Origin of the sequence: Pseudomonas sp. (assembly GCF_030698175.1) — a bacterium.
Classification (GTDB): Bacteria; Pseudomonadota; Gammaproteobacteria; order Pseudomonadales; family Pseudomonadaceae; genus Aquipseudomonas.
Map to the genome: position 1 here is coordinate 126,027 of NZ_JAUYNT010000001.1, position 15,291 is coordinate 141,317.

14 protein-coding genes are annotated in these 15,291 nt (G+C 60.9%); 7 read left to right on the top strand and 7 right to left on the bottom strand.

Annotated elements, in window-relative coordinates; all coding sequences use genetic code 11:
* Positions 1–214 precede the first annotated feature (214 nt).
* The 3 genes from Q8R10_RS00545 to htpX all read left to right on the top strand — a co-directional run bounded on the left by Q8R10_RS00545 (position 215) and on the right by htpX (position 2,890).
* Positions 215–1,426 carry a pyridoxal phosphate-dependent aminotransferase gene (locus Q8R10_RS00545; RefSeq protein WP_305650033.1) on the top strand — a complete coding sequence of 404 codons (1,212 nt, stop codon included), beginning with the start codon at positions 215–217 and terminating at the stop codon, positions 1,424–1,426.
* Positions 1,427–1,435: 9 nt separating this feature from the next.
* Positions 1,436–1,894 (top strand): hypothetical protein, encoded by a 459-nt coding sequence (locus Q8R10_RS00550; RefSeq protein ID WP_305650035.1) that lies wholly within the window; start codon positions 1,436–1,438, stop codon positions 1,892–1,894.
* A 123-nt stretch (positions 1,895–2,017) separates the two neighbouring features.
* Positions 2,018–2,890 (top strand): protease HtpX, encoded by an 873-nt coding sequence (gene htpX, locus Q8R10_RS00555; RefSeq protein ID WP_305650037.1) that lies wholly within the window; start codon positions 2,018–2,020, stop codon positions 2,888–2,890.
* Between the two features lie 56 nt (positions 2,891–2,946).
* Here the strand turns inward: htpX and Q8R10_RS00560 are convergent, their stop codons facing one another.
* A complete protein-coding gene (locus tag Q8R10_RS00560) occupies positions 2,947–3,606 on the bottom strand; it encodes a thiopurine S-methyltransferase (RefSeq protein ID WP_305650039.1) in 660 nt (219 codons plus the stop codon).
* 98 nt (positions 3,607–3,704) lie between these two features.
* On the opposite strand from Q8R10_RS00560, the gene Q8R10_RS00565 reads away from it, so the two are divergent.
* On the top strand, positions 3,705–4,472 hold the full coding sequence (locus Q8R10_RS00565) for a class III extradiol ring-cleavage dioxygenase (protein WP_305650058.1): 768 nt from the start codon (positions 3,705–3,707) through the stop codon (positions 4,470–4,472).
* Between the two features lie 312 nt (positions 4,473–4,784).
* Here the strand turns inward: Q8R10_RS00565 and Q8R10_RS00570 are convergent, their stop codons facing one another.
* The gene (locus Q8R10_RS00570; protein WP_305650042.1) at positions 4,785–6,515 is read right to left on the bottom strand and encodes a DEAD/DEAH box helicase; all 1,731 of its coding nucleotides are present in this window, start codon (positions 6,513–6,515) and stop codon (positions 4,785–4,787) included.
* Positions 6,516–6,854: 339 nt separating this feature from the next.
* Here Q8R10_RS00570 and Q8R10_RS00575 point away from each other — a divergent pair, with 339 nt between their 5' ends.
* On the top strand, positions 6,855–7,646 hold the full coding sequence (locus tag Q8R10_RS00575; protein WP_305650044.1) for a crotonase/enoyl-CoA hydratase family protein: 792 nt from the start codon (positions 6,855–6,857) through the stop codon (positions 7,644–7,646).
* A gap of 383 nt (positions 7,647–8,029) precedes the next feature.
* Here Q8R10_RS00575 and Q8R10_RS00580 read toward each other — a convergent pair whose 3' ends face one another.
* Entirely contained in the window at positions 8,030–8,791 is a 762-nt protein-coding gene (locus Q8R10_RS00580) for a spermidine synthase (protein ID WP_305650046.1), read from the bottom strand.
* Between the two features lie 173 nt (positions 8,792–8,964).
* On the opposite strand from Q8R10_RS00580, the gene Q8R10_RS00585 reads away from it, so the two are divergent.
* A complete protein-coding gene (locus tag Q8R10_RS00585) occupies positions 8,965–10,311 on the top strand; it encodes a class II 3-deoxy-7-phosphoheptulonate synthase (RefSeq protein WP_305650048.1) in 1,347 nt (448 codons plus the stop codon).
* Positions 10,312–10,355: 44 nt separating this feature from the next.
* Here the strand turns inward: Q8R10_RS00585 and Q8R10_RS00590 are convergent, their stop codons facing one another.
* From Q8R10_RS00590 to Q8R10_RS00605, 4 genes are all read right to left on the bottom strand, one after another.
* The gene (locus tag Q8R10_RS00590) at positions 10,356–11,786 is read right to left on the bottom strand and encodes an FAD-dependent oxidoreductase (protein WP_305650050.1); all 1,431 of its coding nucleotides are present in this window, start codon (positions 11,784–11,786) and stop codon (positions 10,356–10,358) included.
* A 71-nt stretch (positions 11,787–11,857) separates the two neighbouring features.
* Entirely contained in the window at positions 11,858–12,532 is a 675-nt protein-coding gene (locus Q8R10_RS00595; protein ID WP_305650052.1) for a FadR/GntR family transcriptional regulator, read from the bottom strand.
* Between the two features lie 102 nt (positions 12,533–12,634).
* Positions 12,635–13,111, bottom strand: a complete 477-nt coding sequence (locus Q8R10_RS00600) for a DUF3291 domain-containing protein (RefSeq protein ID WP_305650054.1) — start codon at positions 13,109–13,111, stop codon at positions 12,635–12,637.
* A 54-nt stretch (positions 13,112–13,165) separates the two neighbouring features.
* On the bottom strand, positions 13,166–13,381 hold the full coding sequence (locus Q8R10_RS00605) for a DUF1127 domain-containing protein (protein WP_305650055.1): 216 nt from the start codon (positions 13,379–13,381) through the stop codon (positions 13,166–13,168).
* 97 nt (positions 13,382–13,478) lie between these two features.
* Here Q8R10_RS00605 and Q8R10_RS00610 point away from each other — a divergent pair, with 97 nt between their 5' ends.
* Positions 13,479–14,333, top strand: coding sequence for a LysR substrate-binding domain-containing protein (locus tag Q8R10_RS00610; RefSeq protein WP_305650056.1), 855 nt, complete (start codon positions 13,479–13,481; stop codon positions 14,331–14,333).
* Positions 14,334–15,291 lie beyond the last annotated feature (958 nt).

Here is a 15,291-nt window from a genome sequence, read left to right on the forward strand (position 1 = left end):
GCCAAGACGGCCTAAAGCCACTGTTCAGACTGTGTGAAAACTACTGCGCTCGGTTATGCGGCGTTAAAAACAGGCTCGGACTGCTCATTTACAACTCGTAAACTCCGCGTCCTTGCCTGTTTTTGCCTTGCCTAACCTTCGCTCGTTACGTTTTCATACAGTCTGTGTTGCCGCTAGTTTGTGCGCCGATTCCTTACATTTCAGGATCATTTAGATGCAGTTCAGCAAATCCAACAAGCTTGCCAACGTGTGCTACGACATTCGCGGCCCAGTGCTCAAGCATGCCAAGCGCTTGGAAGAGGAAGGCCATCGCATCCTCAAGCTGAACATTGGCAACCCGGCGCCGTTTGGCTTCGAGGCGCCGGAGGAAATCCTCCAGGACATGATCCGCAACCTGCACACCGCCCAAGGCTACAGCGACTCCAAAGGCCTGTTCAGCGCGCGCAAAGCGGTGATGCAGTACTACCAGCAAAAACAGGTGGAAGGCGTAGGCATCGAGGACATCTACCTCGGCAACGGCGTTTCCGAGCTGATTGTGATGGCCATGCAGGCGCTGCTCAATAATGGCGACGAGGTGTTGATTCCCGCGCCCGACTACCCGCTCTGGACCGCCGCCGCAGCCCTGGCCGGCGGCACATCGGTGCATTACCTGTGCGACGAGCAGGCCAATTGGTGGCCGGATATTGCCGACATCAAGGCCAAGATCACCCCCAACACCAAGGCCTTGGTGATCATCAACCCGAACAACCCAACGGGCGCGGTGTACTCCAAAGAAGTGCTGCTCGACATGCTCGAGCTGGCCCGCCAGCACAATCTGGTGGTGTTCTCCGACGAGATCTACGACAAGATTCTTTACGACGATGCCGTGCATATCTGCACCGCATCCTTGGCGCCGGACGTGTTCTGCCTGACCTTCAACGGCCTGTCAAAATCCTACCGCGTGGCGGGTTTTCGCTCCGGCTGGGTGGCGCTGTCCGGCCCCAAGCACAAGGCCCAGAGCTATATCGAAGGCCTGGATATCCTGGCCAACATGCGCCTGTGCGCCAACGTGCCGAGCCAACACGCGATTCAAACCGCGCTGGGCGGCTACCAGAGCATCAATGACCTGGTACTGCCGAACGGCCGCCTGCTGGAGCAACGCAACCGCACCTGGGAGCTGCTCAACAGCATCCCCGGCGTCAGCTGCGTCAAGCCGATGGGCGCGCTCTACGCCTTCCCGAAGATCGACCCCAAGGTCTATCCGATCCACAACGACGAAAAATTTGTCCTCGATCTGCTGCTTTCCGAGAAGCTGCTGATCGTGCAGGGCACGGCGTTTAATTGGCCGTGGCCGGATCACTTCCGGGTGGTTACCCTGCCCCGCGTGGATGAACTGTCCACCGCCATCGGCCGGATCGGCAATTTCCTCAAGACCTACAGCCAATAACCGCGCGCCATGGACCTGCAGATCGACGAGTTCTACAAGGACGCGGCCGCCGCCATGTTGCTGCTCTATCAGGCGTTCCCGCGCAAAGTTGCCCTGTATGTCGAAGACCTGATCGGTCGCGAGGAGCCGGATGATTTTGGCCTGCCCAGCCAGCGCCATCAAAACTGCCTGGGCGCCCTACTGTGGCTGGCCGAGGAAGGCTATCTGCGCTTTGACTCGTGCATTCAGTTTGATGCGCTCGATCAGGCGGTGCTCAGTGAAAAAGGCTTTCTGCGCTTGACCCGCGCCTTGCCGCTGAATAATCCCGATCGGCAATTAACCCCCAGCATCCTTCGGGTACAGGCAACCCTGGCCTATCAACTGCGCGAGGCGCTGGGCAGTCATCAAAGCGAGCGCGTGGCGTTGCTAACCCAGCACCTGTTCGTCAGCGGCCTGACTGGCCAGAGCGATGCAAACGACACAGTTTGAAATAGTCCCCGGCTTGAATCCGCAGGGGCTGCAGCCTTATATACCCATCTATAAACGCGCCAAGCCAAGGCTTTATGCACGGTCAGCGCGCGGACTATTCACCCCCAGGAGTTTGTTCCAACCATGAAGCGCATTTTTCTGTTCCTAGCCACCAACCTGGCGGTTCTGCTGATCGCCAGCATTACCCTCAAATTGCTGGGAGTGGACCGTTACACCGGGCAAAACTACGGCAGCTTGCTGGCCTTCTGTGCGGTATTCGGTTTTGCTGGCTCACTGGTCTCGCTGCTCATCTCCAAGTGGATGGCGAAGATGAGCACCGGCACGCAAATCATCACCCAGCCGCGCACCCGCCACGAACAATGGCTGATGCAAACAGTGGAAGAACTGTCCCGCGCCGCCGGGATCAAGATGCCGGAAGTGGGGATTTTCCCAGCTTACGAATCCAACGCCTTCGCCACTGGCTGGAACAAAAACGACGCATTGGTGGCGGTCAGCCAGGGTTTGCTGGAGCGTTTTTCGCCCGATGAAGTGCGCGCCGTACTGGCCCACGAAATCGGCCATGTGGCCAACGGCGACATGATCACCCTGGCGCTGATCCAGGGCGTGGTGAACACCTTTGTGATGTTCTTTGCGCGGATCTTCGGCAACTTCGTCGACAAGGTGATCCTGAAAAACGAAGAAGGCCAAGGCATCGGCTATTTCGTCGCCACCATCTTCGCCGAACTGGTACTGGGCATCCTGGCCAGCATCATCGTCATGTGGTTCTCGCGTAAACGCGAATTCCGTGCCGACGAAGCCGGCGCCAACCTGGCCGGCACCGGCGCCATGATCGCCGCCCTGCAACGCCTGCGCGCCGAGCAGGAAGTACCGGTGACCATGCCGTCGAGCCTGATGGCTTTCGGCATCAACGGTGGTCTCAAGCATGGCCTGGCCGGCCTGCTGATGACCCACCCGCCGCTGGAAGACCGCATCGAAGCGCTGCGTCAACGCGGCTAAGGGTTCCGACACAGATCAATGAGGGCGATGCGAGTCGCCCTTTTTTGTGCCCGCAATTAACCGCGCTGCAACCGATAGACCCGCTCGCTCAGCTGACTCAAGCCACGCTGCAAAAACCGCCAGTTCTCACCCAGTACATCGCGCGCCTCAAGCACTTGCACCGACCATTGCGGTGCTGCCAGCAGGCGCTGCACCTCGACCTCGCCAACGGCAAAAGGCGGTCCGGGCATTTGTTCCTGCGGGTAATCCAGGACCACCAGCAAGCCCCCACAACCTGACGGCAAGATCGAAGCCAGATGCGCGGCATAGCGCTCACGCAGCGGCGCCGGCAAGGCGATCAACGCGGCGCGATCATAGAGCGCCCGACACTCGAGCAGGTCAGCCGCGGTCAGGCTAAAAAAATCGCCGCAGAGCACCTCAATAGCGCCTGAGCGATAGCGGCGAAACTCACCCACCTGATCGATTTCAGCAGCCAGATCCTGCTCACTGAAAAACGCCTCCACCGCCGCCTGCGCCAGCTCAACGCCGAGCACGCGATAACCCTGCTCGGCCAGCCAAAGCATATCCAGGGATTTACCGCACAAAGGCACCAGCACCTGCGTGCCCGGCGCGACATTCAGCGCCGGCCAAAACCGTTGTAAATACGGATTCACTTCACTCAAGTGAAAGCCAATTTCGTTACGCGCCCAGCGCTGCTGCCAAAAGTCTTGGTGCATAAAACCCTCAATAAACTGATCAAATAGCGCAAGAATTTATACTGGATCTCGATATGTCCAGCGCCGAAGATGGCCTTATTGTCTATCAGGAGTCGCCCATGTTACCCAGTATTTTCATCTCCCACGGCTCACCCATGCTCGCCCTCGAACCCGGCGCCAGCGGCCCAGCCTTAGCTCAACTGGCCGCCGACCTGCCCAGACCCAAGGCCATCTTAGTGGTCTCGGCGCACTGGGAGACTCAGGATCTACGGGTCAGCAGCGCCGCCCAGCCCAGCACCTGGCACGATTTCCAGGGTTTCCCGCAGCCACTCTATCAAATCCAATACCCAGCGCCCGGCCAGCCGGAACTGGCCGCCCAGGTGGTTGCGCTACTCAAGGATGGCGGACTCACCGCACAACTCGACACCGAGCGCCCACTGGATCACGGCGCCTGGGTGCCGCTGTCGCTGATGTATCCCCAGGCCGATATACCCGTGGTGCAGCTGTCGCTGCCCAGCCAGCGTGGCCCGGCCATGCAAACTCGGATCGGCCAGGCGCTGGCCGGTTTGCGCGAACAAGGCGTACTGCTGATCGGCTCCGGCAGCATCACCCACAACCTTGGCGAGCTGGATTGGCAAGCCGGCCCCGAGGCGGTCACGTCTTGGGCCAAAGCCTTTCGCGATTGGGTGGTCGAGCAGCTTGAACGCGGCGATGCGGCAGCGCTGCACGACTATCTGCGCCAGGCCCCGCAGGCGCGGCGCAACCACCCGAGCGCCGAACACCTGCTGCCGCTGTTTTTCGCCCAAGGCGCCGGCCAGCACTTCAGTCTGGTCCACCAGGGCTTCACCCTCGGCGCCCTCGGCATGGACATCTACCGCTTCGACTAAATCCAGCCAGCATTTATAAGGCTGTGTACCCGCCATGTGTTGCGCCGGTCGCAGCTTTTGTAGGATGGGTTGAGCTTAGCGATACCCATCAATCATCCAGCGGTAATCAGTCCAGCCATCCCCGCACGCAACAGCCGGCCTGAATTCATGGAATAAGTGCAACGCTTAGCTCGCGGTGATGGGTATCGCTGCGCTCAACCGCATCCTACGGCCTGTCTACAACACGCAACTGGGACAGGGCCATTTACCAACCCGCATAACGCAAAAGCCCCGCACTAGGCGGGGCTCGGTTTAATCAGTAGAAACTACCGATCAATCTTCGCGATAACGACGCAACTTCAACTGCTTACCGGCAACGCGAGTGTCCTTCAGCTTGGTCAGCAAGCGCTCGAGACCGTCTTCTGGCAGCTCGACCAAGCTGAAGCTCTCACGCACCTGGATGCGACCGATGGCTTCGCGAACCAAGCCGCCTTCGTTGAGGATGGCGCCCAGCAGGTTCTTGGCGGCGATACCGTCACGCAGACCCAAGGCAGTGCGGCAACGCGCACGACCGTCGGCCAATGGCACCGGAGCACGACGCTCACGCGGTTCGCCACGCTCGGAACGCTCACTGCGCTCACCGCTACGCTCAGGACGCTCGCTGCGTTCGCCACGTGGCGCGCCGCCGTTCGGCACTAACGGCTGCTCACGCTCAACTTCAGCCAGGGTCAAGGCTTGACCGTTGGTGGCTTTGCGCAACAAAGCAGCAGCCAGTGCACGCGGGGTGCAGCCGATGTCAGCGGTCAAGCGATCAAGCAACTCGCCGTGAGTGGTTTCAGCATCACCAACCAGCGGCGCCAAAGCGTTAGTCAGCTTCTTGATGCGTGCGGTCAGTACTGCAGCAGCGTCCGGCAGACGTACTTCAGCAACCTTCTGGCCGGTTACACGCTCAATTACCTGCAGCATGCGACGCTCACGCGGCGTTACCAACAACAGCGCACGACCAGTACGACCAGCACGGCCGGTACGACCGATACGGTGCACGTAGGACTCTGGATCGTATGGCATGTCAACGTTCATCACGTGAGTGATGCGCGGCACGTCGAGGCCACGGGCAGCAACGTCGGTCGCCACTACGATGTCCAGACGGCCATCTTTCAGCGATTCGATAACGCGCTCACGTTGGTTCTGGGCGATGTCACCGTTCAGGGCAGCAGCCTTGTAGCCTTTGGCTTCCAGCGCGGCGGCCAGATCCAGAGTGGCTTGTTTGGTACGCACGAAGGCGATCAGCGCGTCGAATTCTTCAACTTCGAGCAAACGCAGTACAGCCGAAACCTTTTGATCGGCGTGCACCAACAAGTGGGCCTGCTCAATCGCGGTAACGGTTTGGGTCTTGGTCTCAACCTTAACGTGCTTAGGATCGCGCAAGTGCTTTTCAGCGATAGAGCGGATCGAGTGCGGTAAGGTGGCCGAGAACAATACGGTCTGACGCTCGGCTGGCAGGCCTTTGAAGATCACTTCAAGGTCGTCCATAAAGCCCAGCTTGAGCATTTCGTCGGCTTCGTCGAGGACCAAGTGGCACACAGTCGACAGAACTTTCTCGTCGCGGCGCAAGTGGTCAACCAAACGACCTGGGGTCGCAACTATGATCTGTGCGCCGTTGCGGATAGCCTTCAGTTGCGGGCCCATAGGCGCGCCGCCGTAAACGGCGATAACGCTAACACCCGGCATTTGCTTGGCGTAGGTTTCAAAGGCGCTGGCAACCTGCAGGGCCAACTCGCGAGTTGGCGCCAGGATCAGCGCTTGTGGCTGACGCTTGGCCGGGTCGATGCGGCTGAGAATTGGCAACGCGAACGCGGCGGTTTTGCCGGTACCGGTTTGCGCTTGGCCGATCATGTCGTGGCCAGCCAGAATCACCGGAATCGACAAGGTTTGAATCGCCGAAGGCTCTTCGTAGCCAGTCGCGATTACAGCGGCAAGAATATTTGGATGTAGTTCGAGTGCGGCGAAGCCGCCGATTACTTGGGTCATGGGTCTGCCTCTAGTGCATCCGCAAAGACCCATGTTTCAAAGCAGCACATGCCCTGTAAGACCCGAAGGTAACCCTGGCAGCTTTGTCGGCGGGGATTTGCGAAAACGTATTGATGAATGAATCGTCAAGTAGAGCCCGCTAGGCGGACATGCAGCCGGGGTTTAACCTCGGTGAAATTGCACTACCTGAACACGGCCCCGCAAAAGGCCGGCGCGCACTATACCCGAGAATCCAATCTATAGGTGGGTATTTTCTACCCATTTAGCCGGATCCGCTGAGTGGTCGGTCAGCTCTGCGCTGAAATCACTTGAACAACCCATGACGCCCACGCTATACCCGTTTGGCGCCCCTCCCACGCAAGGATTTTAGCCATGACGCAAAGCTCAAACAGCCGTGTTAGCCGCGAACTACGCGGGCACATTCTGCTGCTCGGCCTCGATCGCCGCGCCAAGCGCAACGCCTTCGACCTCGACCTGCTCAATGACCTATGCCTTGCCTATGGCGAGTTTGAACGTAACAGCGAGGCCCGGGTGGCGCTGGTATTTGCCCATGGCGAACACTTCACCGCAGGCCTGGACCTGGCCAACATCGGCCCGGTACTGGCTGCCGGCTGGCAAGTGCCGACAGGGGGTTGCGACCCCTGGGGGGTGTTTGGCGGCCCACGGGTGAGCAAACCGGTGATAGTGGCGGCGCAAGGCTACTGCCTGACCATCGGCATCGAGTTGATGCTGGCCTCGGACATTAACCTGTGCGCCAGTAACACCCGCTTTGCTCAGATGGAGGTGCAACGCGGCATCTTCCCGTTCGGCGGCGCCACCCTACGCATGTATCAAACCGCCGGCTGGGGCAATGCCATGCGCTGGCTGCTAACCGGAGATGAGTTCGACGCCCACGAAGCCTATCGCCTGGGACTGGTACAGCAAGTGGTGGCCAGTGAAGACTTGCTACCGCGCGCCCTGCAACTGGCCGAGCGGATTGCCGCCCAGGCGCCGCTCGGTGTGCAGGCCACGCTCGCCTCGGCCCGGCAAACGGTGCGCGAGGGCGCAGATGCCGCCGCCGCCAACTTGCCAGTGACCATGCGCAGCCTGATGCACAGCCATGACGCCAAAGAAGGCGTGCAGGCGATGCTCGAACGTCGCCCCGGCAAGTTCACCGGCAACTAGCAGGCCGTTGAAAAATGTAGCGAGCGAAAGCTAGTGCAACGCCCGCGCCGAACGGGCTAGCTGCATTTCCCACATCCATGTGGGTCGCAGGCAAAAAAGGCTAAAGCGCACGACTGCATGGATGCAGGAGGTAGGGTGGGTTAGTGGCGCAGGACAAGGTTTGAAAATCAACTGCGCAATGTGTGCGCCACGTAACCCACCAAGCGGTGATCGGGGGGCTCCCTCTGGTGGGTTACGGCGCAGCTGACTAAGCATCAGCCGATAGCCCGTGGTCATGCGCCTAACCCACCCTACGAATTACCGCGCACCAGGCATCGCCTAACCGACCCGCACGCTTCAACACATAACTGGGACAGAGTCTTTTCAACGGCCTGCTAACCGCGTTACGAGGCCGGCCGCACCGCCGCTAGCAAGGACGCCAGCGAGTAACCCAGTAGCGGCGCCAGGCGCAGGTCTTGCGCCTGCAACTGCGGCACATCCAGCTGCTGCTCCAGGTCGGCTGGAATGATCAACACCACATTGCCCTCCTTCACCGGCACTTCCCAATAGTGCCGGTGATAGAGCCCGCGCAGCAGCGCGGCGCCGAGTGGCTTGCCGTCACTGGCGGCCCACTGATTAATAATCAACCAACCGCCCGGATTGAGTTTCTTTTGGCAGTTATCGAGAAACTTCCAGGCCAGATGGCCAACGCCCGGGCCGGTGTCGGTATAGAGATCGAGAAATATCAGGTCGGCGTTTTCCGCGCTGTCGAGTAAATCCAGGGCATCACCAATACGGATGGTCAGCCGCGAATCATCGGCCAAGCCCAAATACTCCATGGCCAGACGCGGCACCTCGGGGCGCAGTTCGATCACCTCGACATCGTCCAGCGGCAGGTACTTCAGGCAGGCCTGGGTCAGATTGCCCGCCCCCAGCCCCAGAAACAGCGCGCTCTCAGGCGCCGCATGGCAGAGCGCACCCAGCAGCATGGCGCGGGTGTAGTCGTACTCCAGCCAACTGGGGTCGCCATTAAACACGCAGCTCTGCTCGATCGAGTCGCCAAACTCCAAGAAGCGATAGCAGCCCATTTCGACCACGCGAATAACCCCGAACGCATCGGCCACTTCGGCGATCACCTGCAACTCTTCCAACTCCCCCTTCTGCATTAACTGTCCGACCCGCGCATCAATACTAAAACGCCGATTGTCCCGGAATACCGCCGCCCCGGTCACGCGCTAAATCCAGCCGGCGCACTGGTTAGCCGGCCGCGATTGGCTTGAACCACCCCCTTCATCGGTTACCATGCCCGCCTGATCCTCTTAAATTACCGAGAACCCTGATGTCGCACGCCTGGAGCCCCGCCAGCTGGAGAGCCAAACCTATCCAGCAACAACCCATCTACCCGAATGCCGCGCACCTGCTGGAAGTCGAGCAAAAACTCGCCAGCTATCCGCCGCTGGTATTTGCCGGGGAAGCCCGCGAGTTGCGCCGCCAGTTTGCCGAGGTCACCCAGGGCCGCGCGTTTTTGCTGCAGGGCGGCGATTGCGCCGAGAGCTTTGCCGAGTTTTCCACCCTGAAAATTCGCGACACCTTCAAGGTGCTGCTGCAGATGGCGATTGTCATGACCTTTGCCGCCGGCTGCCCGGTGGTGAAAGTCGGGCGCATGGCCGGCCAGTTCGCCAAGCCACGTTCGGCCAATGACGAAACCATCGACGGCGTGACCCTGCCCGCCTACCGCGGCGACATCGTCAACGGTATCGACTTCAACTCCGCCAGCCGCGTGCCCGACCCCGAGCGCCTGCTGCAGGCCTATCACCAGTCCACCGCGTCGCTGAACCTGCTGCGGGCCTTTGCCCAGGGCGGTTTTGCCGACTTGCACCAGGTACACCAGTGGAACCTGGACTTTATCGCCAATTCGGCGCTGGGCGAGAAGTACAGCCAACTGGCCAACCGCATCGACGAAACCCTGGCCTTTATGCGCGCCTGCGGCATGGACGCCTCGCCGCAACTGCGTGAGACCAGCTTCTTCACCGCCCACGAAGCCCTGCTGCTCAACTACGAACAAGCCTTCGTGCGTAAAGACAGCCTCACCGGCGGCTACTACGATTGCTCGGCGCACATGCTCTGGATCGGCGACCGCACCCGTCAGCTGGACGGCGCCCACGTCGAGTTCCTGCGCGGCGTCGGCAACCCAATCGGGGTCAAAGTCGGCCCGAGCATGACCAGCGAAGAACTGATCCGCCTGATCGACATCCTCAACCCAGACAACGACCCCGGCCGCCTCAATCTGATCGTGCGGATGGGCGCGGGCAAGGTCGAAGCCGGCCTGCCACGGCTGATCCAGACGGTGCAAGGCGAAGGCCGCCAGGTGCTGTGGAGCTGCGACCCGATGCACGGCAACACCATCAAGGCCTCAAGCGGTTACAAGACCCGCGACTTTGCGCAGATTCTTGCCGAGGTGAAGCAGTTCTTCGCCGTGCACCAGGCCGAGGGCAGCTACGCCGGTGGTATTCATATCGAGATGACCGGGCAGAACGTCACCGAATGCATCGGCGGCGCCCGACCGATCAGCGAAGCCGGCCTGGCCGACCGCTACCACACCCACTGCGACCCACGGATGAACGCCGATCAGTCGCTGGAACTGGCGTTCTTGATTGCCGAGACGCTGAAACAGGTTCGCCGCTGACTGGCTGGTTGGACCAGCGGGAAAGTGCGGCGGCGCTGCTCGCTTCAGGTGAGAGTTGAAGCGACTTCTTGCGCCGCTCGCAGGCCTGCCCGCACGGCGCCTTCGAGATAGCCGCACCAAATATCCGAGGTTTCGCTCCCCGCCCAATGCAAGCGCCCCACCGGCTCGCGCAGGCTGTGGCCATAGCGGCTCAGCAGGCCCGGCGGCTGCGGAGATACGCAGCCGGCGGTCCAGCTGTCCCGCGACCAGTCCTGCTCCACGTAGGCCAGCGGTTGGCGGGCTTGCTCACCGAACAGGCGCGCCAATTCGTCGAGCACCCTGGCGCGGCGCCGGGTGGCGCTGGTGCGTGCCAGCCGAGGGTCGACGAAGGCGAGCAGGATGCCGCTGCTTTGGTCGGGCGGCGTGCTGTCGAAGGTGAACTGCACCAGACCCGAGTCGATGAGTCCGAGCCCCGACAGCCCTTGTTCGCGCCAGAAGGGTTGGCGGTAGACCACATGCACCTTCATGCCGCTGCTCGCCCCCCAGCCCTTCTGCAATGTGCGGCGGGCCTGTGGCAGGGCCGGTGAAAAGCGAATGCGCGCGGCGTCGGCCGGCATCATCGCCAGGATCGTCCGGCGAGCGCGAATCACCCCGGCTTCGGTATGGAGGCGAACCTGGGGGCTATCGATCCCGCTGATACGCTCGACTGGCAAGCCCAGCAGAACACGTGCACCGAGCTGCTTGGCGAGCCCCTGGGAGAGCGACTGCGCGCCGCCTTCCAGGCGATATTGCTGCGCCTCGCTGTCGAGCGCGACGAACCCGCCGGCCGAATGCAAATAGAAGAGAAACCACAACAACGAAACCTCTTCCGGGCGGGCGCTGAGGGTGCTGGCGAGGGTGCTGGCTACGGCCTCCAACGCTTCGGCGTCGGTAGTCTGCCGGGCTAGCCAATCCTGCACGCTCATGGCATCCAACGTCTTGGCCTCGCTGGCATTCCAAGGGGCGTCCAGCGGTACGTCCTGGGCGAGCCGTTCCAGTTCGCGCTGCAGCGCGAGGGTCGCTGCGCCAGGCGCTGTGTCAGTGGCGAAGGTGTAGCGCTCGCCACCGATCAGGGCCGCCATTTCGCCGTCGTACTCTTGTGCAATCAGGGCGATACCCAGCTCCTCCGCCAGGCCCATGACCGCCGTCTGACTGCCGCCCACCCATTGCGCGCCGCCGTCCACTGGCCAGCCGCCGTAGGCGCTCTGATTCAGGGTGCGGCCGCCGACTCGGCGGCGGGCTTCGAGTACCACGACACTGTGCCCGGCCGCCATCAACGCGCGGGCGGCGACCAAACCGGAGAGACCGGCGCCGATCACGGCGACGTCTACTTCGGCGAGCGGCGTTGCGGTTTTTTCGTTGGCTTGGCCGCTACGCGTCAGGCCAAGGAGCAGCGTGGTGCCGGTCAAGGACAACAGGTTTCTGCGTGACAGGGTGAGCAGGGGGCGATAACGCATGGCTTTCTCCACTTGGTAACCAAGTTACTGGAGGTGAAAAAAACGACCGCGTCCGGCGATCGTCGTTGGGTTTAAGCTTGGGTCCGGACTGTCGCCAGATAGAAGGGTATCGGGTCTTTGCACGCATGCAGCTGCTTGGCCAGGGCGTGGTAGAACCAGCGCAACTCATCCGGTTCATCATCCAGCGGTATATCAGCACCGCTCCAGCGCCGCCACAGGGCCATTTCCATCTGCAAGATACGGTTCTTGCCCATCGTTGCGATGGCCTGCCAGAACTGCCGGTCGAGCATCCGCGCCTGGTCCTCGCTGGGCGCCTGCGGACAAGCCTCCAACAGCGCCAACAGACGTTCGCGCTCCTGCGTGCTGGCATGTCGCGCGGCGGCTTCGAGCAGGCCCACCGCATACAGCTCCTGGTACTCCTGAAGGTCGCGCAACAGCTGTTCGGCTGCCCCGGACTGCAAGCGTGAGCCGTAGCGCAGCAGCAACTCCAGCACGCGCGCATCCGCTTTGGCCGGGTCCAGCACCCGGGTCGCACCGCCTTGGCGGACCTCCACCAGACCAACGTCCTTCAGCTTGTGCACCGCCTGGCGCACGATGATGCGCGACACGCCGTAGCGCTCCGCCAACAGTCGTTCCGACGGCAGCGACTCGCCCGGTGCTAGTACACCGTCGTAAATGGCGATGAAAAGCGCTTCCAGCGCAACGTCGGCGGCATGCTGATGGGAGTATTCGTTGAGTGAGATCATGGGGCGAAAGATAAACTTGGTTACCAAGTTTAGTCAAGCCTGCGCACGCTGATAAATCCGCGACCAGCTACAAAAAATGCCATCGGCACTCCAAGGCCATTCTTAGCGCACCGCCAGCTCACTCACCGCCAACAGACTGGGCGCGGCAAACGGCCGGGCGAAGCTAAACGCCTGCCCCGTCGCCCCCTGCTCTTGCAAAGACTGCAACGCCTGTTTAGCCGCCGCCAGGGTCGGCAGTTGCCCGGCGGGAATCCACCACAGCGCCAGGTTGGCAACCGCCAGCTTATCGAACCAGTGCTGCTTGCTTCTCAGCACAGTCAGGTGCTCACCCGAGTAGACATAATCCTTGAGCGCCGCCAGCGACTGCCAAACTGACAGGTTGACGATGAGCAGCGGGTCATCAAACAGCTGAATCGCGGTGGCGTCGCCGCTGTCATCCTGCAGCCGCCAGATAAAACCGGGGCTGCGCTCGGCCAATGCGTTGATGTGCTCCAGCTGCTCGACGAAGCCTTGCATCAACGGTTGATCCAGCGGCGCTTTGGCCTTGGCAATGTTTACTTGGGCTAACTGATAGTGCATCGCTATTGCCTCCTTGGCCTGTGCTGCCGGGCACCAGCCCAGCAGCTGGTCTACTTAACGCTTGAGCGGATCGTGCCAGAACAGCCGCTCAGTTTCTTGATAAATATCCGCCCGACTAAGGCCCAAATCCTTCAGCGCCCCATCGCTCAGCATCGCCAACTGGCGGCGCTCGCGGGACAACTCAGCCCAGCGGCGCAACTGCCGCAGTATGATTACTGACCAACTCTTGAGTGGCCGCCGAGCAGCAGTAACAACCCATTGTCCGTTCATCCTAGCGTCCCCCTTTTGTGGATGACGCCAGTGTCTAATTGCGCTTAAGATCAATCCAACGAATGTTTCTTATGTTTAGCATCTTGTGAGTTGATGAATGGCCAATTACCCGAGTATCGATAGCGAGTTGCTGCGTACCTTTGTCGCAATTGCCGACCAGAGTGGCTTTACCCGCGCGGCGCAAGCCCTGAACCGCACCCAATCGGCGGTCAGCATGCAGATGAAACGCCTGGAAGACGATGTGGTGCAACGCGCCCTGTTCCAGCGCGATGGCCGCCAACTGCGCCTGACTGCCGAAGGCCAGGTGCTACTGGGTTATGCAAGGCGGATTCTCAACCTGCACAGCGAAGTGCTCAGCACCCTGCGCGAGCCGCACATGGTCGGTTCAGTGCGCATCGGCACGCCGGACGATTACGTCATGCGTTTTCTGCCCGGCATTCTCTCGCGCTTCGCCCAGAGCTACCCGCTGGTGCAGGTCGAAGTGCATTGCGAATCCTCCGCACAATTGCTGCAGCGCCAGGACCTGGATCTGTCGATTGTCACCCGCAAGCCCGGCGATGAGATTGGCCAACTGCTGCGTCAGGAGCGTTTCGCCTGGGCCGAGGCCATCGGCTTCAGCCCAAGCGAACAGAGCCCAATGCCCTTGGCGATGTTCAACAGCGATTGCTTCTGCCGGACCTGGGCCTGTAACGCACTGGATACTATGGGCCGCGATTACCGCGTGGCCTACACCAGCCCCAGCCTGTCGGCGATCATGGCCGTGGTCGGCGCGGGCCTGGCGGTCACCGCCCAACTAAGCAGCCTGATCACCCCGGACCTGCGCATTCTCGGCGAAGCCGAAGGCCTACCCGAACTACCGAGCTGCAGCATCGTGCTGCTGCGCAACCCTCGCAGCCATTCGCCGGTCACCGAAACCCTGGCCGAGCATATCGCCGAGGGCTTTCGGCTCTGAAACTGGCGCAGTGACTGCCGTTTTAGCCGCAGGCAAAATGTGTTGCGCCAATTTTTAGCGCCCCACTTGCCTACATTGCGGCATGGCCACTACCGATTTCGCCCTTACGGCGAGTCACTTTCTCTTGACTCGCTGCGCTCGCCCTTCGGGCCAGCCTGCGGCTGTTACTTCGCTGCGCTACGTTGGCTCGCGCAAAAGAGAAAGTAACCAAAGAGAAAGCGCGCCCGACATCCGGGTTTCGCTGCGCTCAACTCCCCTCGCTCCGGCGCCGCTCCGAGGGTCGGCAAGACGGGCCATCCCTGGCCCAACATGCCTCGTTTGGCATCCTGCCAAACGCCCCTCTACGCAACACCTGCGCTCGGCCTCCTGACGGGACTATTGGATCGAGTCGTTTGACAGGATTTTGATACGTCCAAGCTTTTTCAAATCAAAAGCCAACGCCCGGCTTCGCCAAACCCATTTAGTCGGGCCGGGACAAACGCCCCTTTTCAGCAGGCCGAACGCAATCGTTGCGCAGTGGGTTGAGCGGCAGGATGACGCGAGAGCTGTGTTGGGCCATGGATGGCCCGTCGCAGCGGGCCCACGGAGCAATGATTGCGTGAGGGAAGTCGAGCGCAGCGAGACCCGGATGGCAGGGGCAAGCCTTCTTGGTTACTTCTGGGGCGACTGCAAGAAGTGACTCGCCGTAAGGGCGAAACCAATTTATCAAACAACACCGCAGCGGCGTTCGGGCATCAATTTTAAAAGCACATTCAGCGAGAACTTTGCCTGGAAGAGGTTATTGACCCCTTGCAACACATAACTGGTACATAGCCTAAAAAAAGGCTCTGTACCCGTTAACTGTTGCAAGGTCTAAACTCAAGACGCGTGCTCATCAAGGAGTACCGTTATGGATGCCCAATCCTTTCAACACCTGCTGGTTCGGCTTGATCTGCTCACGATCAAACAGAAATCCATC